Origin of the sequence: Pandoraea captiosa (assembly GCF_902459775.1) — a bacterium.
Classification (GTDB): Bacteria; Pseudomonadota; Gammaproteobacteria; order Burkholderiales; family Burkholderiaceae; genus Pandoraea; species Pandoraea captiosa.
Genome location: NZ_CABPSQ010000001.1, coordinates 1,298,694 through 1,307,560 on the forward strand (window position 1 = coordinate 1,298,694; position 8,867 = coordinate 1,307,560).

Annotated in this window: 8 protein-coding genes and 1 pseudogene; 3 read left to right on the forward strand and 6 right to left on the reverse strand. The window is 63.3% G+C overall.

All coding sequences use genetic code 11. The features are described from left to right. The first annotated feature begins 99 nt into the window (after positions 1-99). The 3 genes from uraH (at position 100) to PCA31118_RS05370 (ending at position 3,583) form a co-directional block, all read left to right on the forward strand. Positions 100-450, forward strand: coding sequence for a hydroxyisourate hydrolase (gene uraH, locus PCA31118_RS05360; RefSeq protein ID WP_150623579.1), 351 nt, complete (start codon positions 100-102; stop codon positions 448-450). A 40-nt stretch (positions 451-490) separates the two neighbouring features. Beyond that, the gene (locus tag PCA31118_RS05365; protein WP_150623581.1) at positions 491-1,696 is read left to right on the forward strand and encodes a urate hydroxylase PuuD; all 1,206 of its coding nucleotides are present in this window, start codon (positions 491-493) and stop codon (positions 1,694-1,696) included. Between the two features lie 513 nt (positions 1,697-2,209). Beyond that, positions 2,210-3,583, forward strand: coding sequence for an MATE family efflux transporter (locus tag PCA31118_RS05370; protein ID WP_150623583.1), 1,374 nt, complete (start codon positions 2,210-2,212; stop codon positions 3,581-3,583). A gap of 28 nt (positions 3,584-3,611) precedes the next feature. Here the strand turns inward: PCA31118_RS05370 and PCA31118_RS05375 are convergent, their stop codons facing one another. From PCA31118_RS05375 to PCA31118_RS05400, 6 genes and pseudogenes are all read right to left on the reverse strand, one after another. After that, on the reverse strand, positions 3,612-4,460 hold the full coding sequence (locus PCA31118_RS05375; protein ID WP_044455634.1) for a proteasome-type protease: 849 nt from the start codon (positions 4,458-4,460) through the stop codon (positions 3,612-3,614). Between the two features lie 49 nt (positions 4,461-4,509). Further along, on the reverse strand, positions 4,510-5,316 hold the full coding sequence (locus PCA31118_RS05380; protein ID WP_044455633.1) for a transglutaminase family protein: 807 nt from the start codon (positions 5,314-5,316) through the stop codon (positions 4,510-4,512). 4 nt (positions 5,317-5,320) lie between these two features. Continuing rightward, complete coding sequence (locus PCA31118_RS05385) at positions 5,321-6,328, reverse strand: alpha-E domain-containing protein (RefSeq protein ID WP_150623585.1); 1,008 nt, start codon at positions 6,326-6,328, stop codon at positions 5,321-5,323. Between the two features lie 43 nt (positions 6,329-6,371). Next, positions 6,372-7,796, reverse strand: a complete 1,425-nt coding sequence (locus PCA31118_RS05390; protein WP_174990335.1) for a circularly permuted type 2 ATP-grasp protein — start codon at positions 7,794-7,796, stop codon at positions 6,372-6,374. Positions 7,797-8,089: 293 nt separating this feature from the next. Further along, positions 8,090-8,632 carry an ureidoglycolate lyase gene (locus PCA31118_RS05395; RefSeq protein ID WP_150623587.1) on the reverse strand — a complete coding sequence of 181 codons (543 nt, stop codon included), beginning with the start codon at positions 8,630-8,632 and terminating at the stop codon, positions 8,090-8,092. Between the two features lie 118 nt (positions 8,633-8,750). Further along, positions 8,751-8,867 (reverse strand): annotated as a pseudogene (locus PCA31118_RS05400) (allantoicase); the annotation flags it as partial.

An 8,867-nucleotide genomic window follows, 5' to 3' on the forward strand; every position in this document is an offset into this window, starting at 1 on the left:
CTGGCGTGACAGGGTATGTGCGCGTTTTTATCTTTGGTATTGCGCGCGTTGCCGGGCCGCCATCTCCCTACAATGCACCCATCCATCACAGGAGACATCATGGGACGACTGACTACCCACGTACTAGATACATCGCACGGCAAGCCCGGCGCCGGCATTCGTGTCGAGCTTTGGCGCGTGGACGGCGAGCGCCGTTCGCTGCGTGACGTGCAAACCAACGCCGACGGCCGCTGCGACGCGCCGCTGCTCGAAGGCGAGGCATTCGTCGCCGGCGAATATGAGCTGGTGTTCCACGCGGGCGACTACTTTGCCGCGCAGGGCGTGGACGTGCCCACGCCGCGCTTCGTCGATCGCGTTGTCCTGCGTTTCGGCATCGCCGAGCCTTCGCAGCATTACCACGTGCCCCTTCTGGTGTCGCCGTGGAGCTTTTCCACGTATCGCGGTAGCTAAATCGCGAACGTGAACGTTAGGCAGTTGAGGAGAACATAAGATGGAAGCGTTTATTACCGACTGGGTCAATCTGTTGCTGCGGTGGCTGCATGTGGTCGCCGCCATCGCCTGGATTGGCGAGTCGTTCTATTTCGTGATGCTGGACAATGGCCTGAAGCCGCCCAAGGCCGCCGAAGACAAGCAGAAAGGCGTATTCGGCGAGATGTGGTCGGTGCACGGCGGCGGTTTTTACCACGCGCAGAAGTACCTGAATTCGCCGCCGCAGATGCCGGAAGACCTGCACTGGTCCAAGTGGAAGTCGTACACCACGTGGCTCTCGGGCTTTGCGCTGTTCTGCGTGCTGTACCTGCTCCAGCCGCAAACCTATCTCATCGACAAGAACGTGATGGATCTGCAACCGGGGCAGGCGGTGGGCCTGGCGGTGGCGTTCCTCATCGGCGGCTGGTTCGTCTATGACTTCCTGTGCCGTGCACTGGGCAAGAACGAGCGCGTGCTGGGCATTGCCGTCGCGCTGTTCGTGGTGGCCACCACATATGCCACGACGCACATCTTCGCCGGCCGCGCAGCGTTCCTGATCGTCGGCGCCATGATGGCGACTTCGATGTCCGCCAACGTGTTCTTCTGGATCATTCCGGGGCAACGCAAGAGCGTGGATGCGCTCACGAAGGGCGAGGTCCCTAACCCGATCTGGGGCAAGCTCGGCAAGCAGCGCTCGGTGCACAACACGTACTTCACGTTGCCGGTCGTGTTCATCATGATCAGCAACCACTACGCGTTCACGTACAGCAATCCGTACAACTGGGTGATTCTCACGATCATCATGGCCGCGGGCGCGATGATTCGTCAGTTCTTCGTGCTGCGTCACGCAGGCAAGAACCTGTATGCCCTGCCGGTGGCCGGCGCCGCCCTGCTCGCGGGCGTTGCCGTGTTCGCCGCTCCGCGCACTGCCCCGGCCCCTGCCGCGGGCGCACACGGCGACGCTGCCGCCCCGGCCGTGAAGCTCTCGGAGATTCAGCCGATCCTCACGCAGCGTTGCGCCACCTGCCACTCGGCCAAGCCGACGATGATGGGCAGCGCACCGGCGGGCGTGATGCTCGATACGCCGGCGGAGATCTCGCAGAACGCGCAACGCATTTATCAGCAATCGGTGACGCTCAAATCGATGCCGCTGGGCAACGTGACGCAGATGACCGACGAAGAACGTCAGAAGATCGCCGCGTGGTTCAACGGCGGCGCACAACAATAACGGCGTATCGGAACTGCGACAGTCTTTCTTGCTGGACCCATGTTGGGGCGCTTCGGCGCCCCTTTTTTCGTTCTCCTGGATCTCTTGGTTCGCGTCCTGTCGCGCCATCGTGCCGCCCCCCGCCCCGGATTCCCATCATGGCAGCCGCCCCCTGCATGTCCGACACCGCCTCCGCCGTGGGCATCCTCCCGGGAACTCGCGAGTGACAGTGCTTGTCTGTCCTACGTGCCCGAACCTCCGGGACGAACGACGAACCTCATGAATTTCCTGCTTTTCTCCGCTTCCCGACAAGGCGTCGTCTGGGTGCACCTGCACCAGGCGATGTTCCCTCCGTCCGCCTGACCGCCTCGCCGGCGTTGCCCTCGCCGGGCTGACGCCGCGCGGCGGAGCGCTCACGCCATCGCTTGCGCGTGAGCGACACCCTCTGCTCCCGCTTCGATCCGAAGGTTTCGATGTGCAAGCCACGGTGAGCCGCGTCCCGACACGACGCGGTGAGATGTCATCGGGGGGACCATGTCTCTTTCTCCATCTGCGAATCAAAACACTGCCGTACAGGGCACCACGACGTCCCTGCTCAAGGAATACACCTCTCTCGCCATTCCGACGATCCTCTCCGGCTGGGTCTACACGATCTACACGTTGATCGACGGCATTTTCATCGGCCGCTATGTCGGCCAGCAGGCGCTCGCCGCGCTGAACCTCGTCGTACCGTTGCTGTACGTGCCCTACGCCATCAGTGTGATGGTGGGCGTGGGCGGCGCGACACTCATTGCCCGTTTGCTCGGTGAGCAGCGACAGGCGCAGGCGCGTCGCGCGTTCTCCCAGGTCCTTTGGGTGATGCTCGTTGCAGGCATCGTCATGAGTGCGGGCGTGCTCGTCTTCAAGCATGAGATCGCCGCCGCGCTGGGCGCGCAGGGGGCCGTTACGGCGGACGTCGTCGCCTACCTCTCCGGCTGGGGCTGGTTCGTGCTGTTTGCAAACGGGCTTTACGCCATGGAGTTGTTCCTGCGCGTGGAAGGCGCCCCGGCAGCACGTTTCGGCTTGTATGCCATGTTTCTCGGTGCGCTCGCGAACGTCGCGCTCGACTATTGGCTGATCGTCGTGCGCGATATGGGCATGTATGGGGCTTCGCTCGCCACCGGATTGTCGATGATGGTGTCGAGCAGTGTCATGCTTGGCTACCACTTCCTGTTCGCCAAACAAGTCGTACCGGCGCATGGCGCGTTACGCTGGCGTGGTGAGAGGCATGTGTGGCGGGCGATGTATAACGGCGCCTCCGAATTCCTCGGCGCCATTGCGCCGGCGCTTACCGTCTTCGTCTTCAACCGCGTCATTCTGACCAACTTCGGCGAACCGGGTCTCGCCGCCTACGCGATTCTCGAATACATGACGCTCGGCGCGACCGTCACGATGGTCGCGCTGGTGCAAAGCATGCAGCCGATGATCAGTTTCTATCGGGGGGCACGGGATACGAAGGCGCTTCAGGGGGCATTCCGGCTCGGCGTGATTGCCGTCATGGGATTCTCCCTGCTGGTCGCAGCCGCCATGACAACGCTAGCCCGTCCATTGACGTTCCTGTTTCTGCCCGCGGGCGGTGAGGCGTGGTCGATTCTCGAGCACGCCGTCGTCTGGTACGCACTGGCCTTTGTCCCGGCCGCGGGCAACCTGATCGTGGCCGGGTATCTGACGGCCGTGGAAGCGCCCGGACCGTCCGCCGCCATCGCCATGTTGCGAAGCTGGGTTTTGCTGCTGGGCGTGCTCTGGACGCTGAATGCGCTACTGGGCGGCAACGCCATCTGGTACACGTTGCTCGTCACCGAAGCCGCGACGCTTGCGCTCAGCGCCTGGCTGTATCGGCGGCAGCACCACGCACATCACGCGGGCTGACGGGCTACCCCCCGCTCGCTGCCCTCGCTCACGACGGCATCTTCGGCGACACCGTTTGTGCGAGCGACTGCACGCTACCCGCTTCGTGCGCACCGGGCATGCCCTCGGGCGGCTCGGCACGCGGCGGCAGCGAGGCGGGCACACTCGTCGTGTCGAGCGTCGCCCATTGCGGCTCAGGCAACTCGCCGAACACCTGACGCAGCCGCGAGCCCCACGTGTCGTGGATCATCTTGTAGTAGGCATTGTCGTCGTCGAGCGACGCGAAACGCGTCACGCGCAAACTGTCTTCCTCGTAGACGAGCAAGTCGAGCGGCAGGCCGACCGAAACGTTGGAGCGCAGCGTGGAATCCATCGAAATCAGCGCACACTTGGCGCCGTCGTCGAGCGACGTGGCAGGCGTGACGAGCCGGTCGATGATCGGCTTGCCGTACTTGGACTCGCCAATCTGGAAATACGGATTGACGGACGACGCCTCGATGAAGTTGCCCGCCGAATACAACTGGAACAGACGGCTTCTGGCACCGGCGATCTGCCCGCCAAGCAGGAAACTGCAATTGAAATCCACCCCGAACGCTTCGAGCGATTTGGCGTCGCGCGCGTAGACGTCGCGAATGGCCTGCCCGACCACGCGGGCGACGTCGCTCATGGTCTTGGCCGTCCACAGCGTTTCGGCGTCACGCGCTTCGACGAGCTGTTGGCGAACCGCCTGCGTCAGCGCCAGATTGCCCGCAGAGAGCAGCACGATCACGCGTTCGCCCGGACGCTCGAAGACGAGCATCTTGCGGAACGTGCTCACGTGATCGACGCCCGCGTTCGTGCGGGTGTCGGAGAGAAAGACCAGCCCGGCATCGAGCTTCATGGCCACGCAATACGTCATGTCGTTCCTGTCTTGCCGTGCGAGGCACGCTGCCTCGTCACGCGAAAAGCTATTGTTGTTGGTCGAGCGGCGCGGTGTCGACACTCACCGACACGTGCAGCGCCTCGCTCGCCCCGCCGCTGCGCATGCCTCTGACCGGCGCGGCAGATTCATAGTCGCGTCCGACGGCCAGTCGGCAGTAATTGCCGCTGGCAAAGCACGCATGGGTGACGTCGATGCTCACCCACCCGGCCCCGTCGACCCACACGTCGACCCACGCATGGCTGGCCGCATGCGGCACGTCGCCCGGATCGATGTAGCCGCTGACGTACCGCGCGGGCACGCCGCGTGCCCGGCACACGGCGAGCATGAGGTGGGCATGGTCCTGACAGACCCCCCGCCCCAGCGCCAGCGCCTGCGCGGCAGTGCTGGTCACTGCGGTAATTCCCGATTCGTAGTCGACCTGTTCGCAAATCGACGCCGCCAGCGCCAGCAAGTCTCCCGGCGTGGCAACCCTGGCCTGCGCGGCAAGTGCGTCGATCCCGTCGCTGCGCCCGGTCAGGGGCGTTGCGCTGGCGAAGCATAACACCGGCACGGCGTGACTCGTCTCGCCGAGCTTGCCGTCGGTGAGCGGCATCGTTTCGACCTCGCCTTCGGCCAGCAGATGGATCGTGTCGTGCGGCTGGTGGAGTACCAGCGTATGCATGTCGTTGCCGTAGGCATCGCGCGAGGGCGTGAGCTTGCCGGGCGCGCTCAGACGCCAGTGCACGACACGCTGCACTTCCGACGCTGCCGGTGTCAGCCGTAGCTGCTGGATGGTGTAGCGCACCGGCGTGTCATACCGGTAGGTGGTCTCGTGACGAATGGTCAGGCGCATGGCGTCAGGCGGCGAGCGGGATCAGGAAGGTCTGGCTGATCTTGTTGCCGAGCACGGAGACTCGCTCGAGAAACTCGGTCAGGACGGGGTGCAGACCCTGTTGCCGAATCTGCTGGATGTCGGTGTATTTCAGGTCGGCCTGCAGTTTGCCTGCGTAGCGTTCCACGTCGCCCGACTGGCCGTTGGACAGCGTTGCCAGGTTTTCGCAAACACCGTCGAGCGACGCAAGCAACGAACGCGGCATGTGCGGGTTGAGCATGAGTAGTTCGACGACGCGCTCGGGCGTAATCACGTCGCGATAGACCTTCCGATAGATTTCGAACCCGGACACGCTGCGCAGCACGGCAGACCAATAGTAGAAGTCGGTGGGATGGGACGTGTCGGGGCCCGCCTTGTCGGCACGAACGGCTTCGTGAAAGCGCACATCGAGAATCCGGGCGGTGTTGTCGGCGCGCTCGAGAAAGAGGCCCAGACGGGTGAAGTAGAAGGCATCGTCCTGAAACAGCGTTCCGAAGCTCACGCCCCGCGAAAGATGCGAGCGCACCTTCACCCACTCGAAGAGGTGCGCCGGATCATGTTCGAGCAGGTCGAGCATGCGCGGGAATTCGAGCCAGGTGCTGTTGACGGTTTCCCAGAGTTCGGTGGTCAGTGTGCCGCGCACGGCACGGGCGTTTTCCCGGGCGGCGGCAAGGCAGCACGCGATGCTCGACGGGTTGTCGCGATCACGCACGACGAAGTCGAGAACGTTGGCGCGCGTGGCACGCGCGTGCTTGCGATCGAACGCGGGCTCCAGTTCGGAAATGCGCAAGGTGGCACGCCAGCCCGTCTCGTTTTCGATGGGACCGGCAAGCGAATGCGCCAGGTCGGTATCGTCTTCGTCGTCGACGGCTTCGATGGCCTCCTGCGGCAGCAACAGGTTTTGCAGATTCACGTCGAGCAGACGTGCGGTATTCTCCGCCCGCTCCATGTAGCGGGCCATCCAGAACAAGTGGTCGGCGGTACGGCTGAGCATGATGTATTCCCGATGGTTTTCGTTGTCTCTGGCGGGACGTTCGTTATTTCTCCAGCACCCAGGTATCTTTCGTTCCGCCGCCCTGCGAGGAGTTGACGACGAGCGAGCCCTCGGTAAGCGCAACGCGCGTGAGTCCGCCCGGCACCATCGTCACGCCTTTGCCGGAAGACAGCACGAACGGGCGCAGATCGATATGCCTCGGTGCAATACCCGCTTCGACGAAGGTCGGGCATGCGGACAGCGCCAACGTGGGCTGCGCGATATATCCATCGGGTTTGGCGATGAGCCGCTGGCGGAACGCTTCGATCTCGGCTTTGGTCGACGCCGGCCCCACCAGCATGCCGTAGCCGCCGGCGCCATGCACTTCCTTGACGACAAGCTCGCCGAGGTTATCCAGGGTGTAGGCAAGATCGTCTGGACGACGGCACTGGTAGGTCGGCACGTTGTTCAGAATGGGCTTCTCGCCAAGGTAAAACTCGATCATGTCGGGCACGAACGGGTAAATGGACTTGTCGTCGGCAACGCCTGTGCCAATCGCGTTGGCCAACGTGACACGCCCCGCCCGATAGACGCTCAGCAGCCCCGGCACCCCGAGCGTGGAGTCGGCGCGAAAGGCCAGCGGGTCCAGAAAATCGTCGTCGATCCGACGATAAATGACGTCCACGCGTTTGGGACCGTTGGTGGTGCGCATGTAGACGAGATTGTCTTCGACGAACAGGTCTTGCCCCTCGACAAGCTCGATCCCCATTTGCTGCGCGAGGAATGCGTGCTCGAAATAGGCCGAGTTGTAGATGCCCGGCGTCATGACCACGACCGTGGGATCGTCCACACCCAACGGCGCCACTGCGCGAAGGTTGTCCAGTAACAGGTCGGGATAGTGTTCGACCGGCGCGATGCGGTTTCTGGCAAATAGCTCGGGGAACAACCGCATCATCATCTTGCGGTTTTCCAGCATGTACGACACGCCGGACGGCACGCGCAAATTGTCCTCCAGAACGTAGAACACACCGTCGTCGCCCGTGCCGGCTCGGACGACGTCCACCCCTGCAATGTGGGAATAGATGTCGCCGGGAACGTCCACGCCCTGCATCTCCGGACGGTACTGCGCGTTCTTGAGCACCTGCTCCGCCGGAATGACACCCGCGCGAAGAATGTTCTGATCGTGATAGACGTCGTGGATGAACTTGTTCAGGGCTTCGACGCGTTGACGCAACCCCGTCTGCAACGTCTGCCACTCATGGGCCGGAATGATTCGGGGAATCAGGTCGAAGGGAATGAGACGTTCCGTGCCGGCTTCATTTCCATACACGGCAAACGTGATGCCGACCCGCCGGAACGCCAGATCGGCCTCGGCGCGCTTATGGTGCAGAACATCGTCCGTCTGGCATCGGAGCCAATCGTCAAACCGCCGGTAGTGCGAGCGCGTCGCGCCTGTGATGCTCGCCATCTCGTTGTAGCTCTCGACCATACGCTTCTCCGCAGATTGCCGTGTCGAGATCGAGCAATATCCATGCCCGAGCTGTTTCCACCCTTTGCGCACGCTTTCGGTGCGACTCGCTTGGCAAGCCTCCCATGCACCGCCAAAACGCCCGTGATGCACCCAATCGCACCGTCAAAGACGCACCACTTCGGTGATTCGAAGTATAGGAGCTGTTATGAAAAACGCCGGGCTGGTGCCCGGCGCTCTCTGTTGCCGCTCCGTCGTCGCTGCCTGCGCCTTCTGCGCCTTCTGCGCCTTCTGCGCCTTCTGCGCCTTCTGAATCACGCCGCTTTCGGTCTGCCCTGTGCGGCGCCCAGTTCCGCTTGCGTGAGCCAGTACGTCGAGGGCAGATCCAGTTCGTCACAGTTGTGTCCATCGCCGCCCCGGTCCACGACGATGAAGTCGCTCACCTCGTGCAATGCCAGCAGCGGGTGATGCCACACGCCCCGGGCGTAGTTCACACCCTGCCAGCCATCCGAGACGAACGCGCGGATGCGGCGCACATCCAGCTCGCCCGCGGGCGCAACGACGACCAGATATGGCGTGGTCTTGAGCGGGATGAACGCCTGGCTGCCCAGCGGGTGACGCTCCAGCATCTTCACCTCGTACGGCAACTGCCGCGGCTGCCCTCGGAAGACATTCACCAGCGTGCGCCCGCCCTCCGGGCCCAGATCCACCGTCGCCAGATCGTGGAAGCGCTCGGTCGTTCCGCCATTGATCGCGAAATGCCTCGCGCCTGCCAACTCGATCACGTCGCCGAACGGAGCAAATGCCTCGCGCGTGAGTCGCTCGATCTTCAATGCCGGTGCTGCCGTATCGCGCATATCCTGCTCCTTTTTTGTGCCTTGTTCGTTGCGCCCCCTCGCGCCGCGCGTCGATCGTCTGTCGTCGTCCGCGAGAGGGCGTAGTGCTGCTACGTTCTGCTGCTTCCGCCAATACGGCTTATGCCTTCTTCTCGCTCAGGCGACCCCACAGCCGCAGCCGCGACACCCCGCCGTCCGGAATGATGTTGAAGCGGATGTGCGTGATCGCGCCCAGCTTCTGCACCGGCTCGTCGAA

Coding starts and splice junctions, on each gene's coding strand:
- PCA31118_RS05380 (WP_044455633.1), bottom strand. CDS start 5,316: ATGCGCCTGACCATTCGTCACGAGACCACCTACCGGTATGACACGCCG.
- PCA31118_RS05370 (WP_150623583.1), top strand. CDS start 2,210: ATGTCTCTTTCTCCATCTGCGAATCAAAACACTGCCGTACAGGGCACC.
- PCA31118_RS05365 (WP_150623581.1), top strand. CDS start 491: ATGGAAGCGTTTATTACCGACTGGGTCAATCTGTTGCTGCGGTGGCTG.
- uraH (WP_150623579.1), top strand. CDS start 100: ATGGGACGACTGACTACCCACGTACTAGATACATCGCACGGCAAGCCC.
- PCA31118_RS05395 (WP_150623587.1), bottom strand. CDS start 8,632: ATGCGCGATACGGCAGCACCGGCATTGAAGATCGAGCGACTCACGCGC.
- PCA31118_RS05390 (WP_174990335.1), bottom strand. CDS start 7,796: ATGGTCGAGAGCTACAACGAGATGGCGAGCATCACAGGCGCGACGCGC.
- PCA31118_RS05385 (WP_150623585.1), bottom strand. CDS start 6,328: ATGCTCAGCCGTACCGCCGACCACTTGTTCTGGATGGCCCGCTACATG.
- PCA31118_RS05375 (WP_044455634.1), bottom strand. CDS start 4,460: ATGACGTATTGCGTGGCCATGAAGCTCGATGCCGGGCTGGTCTTTCTC.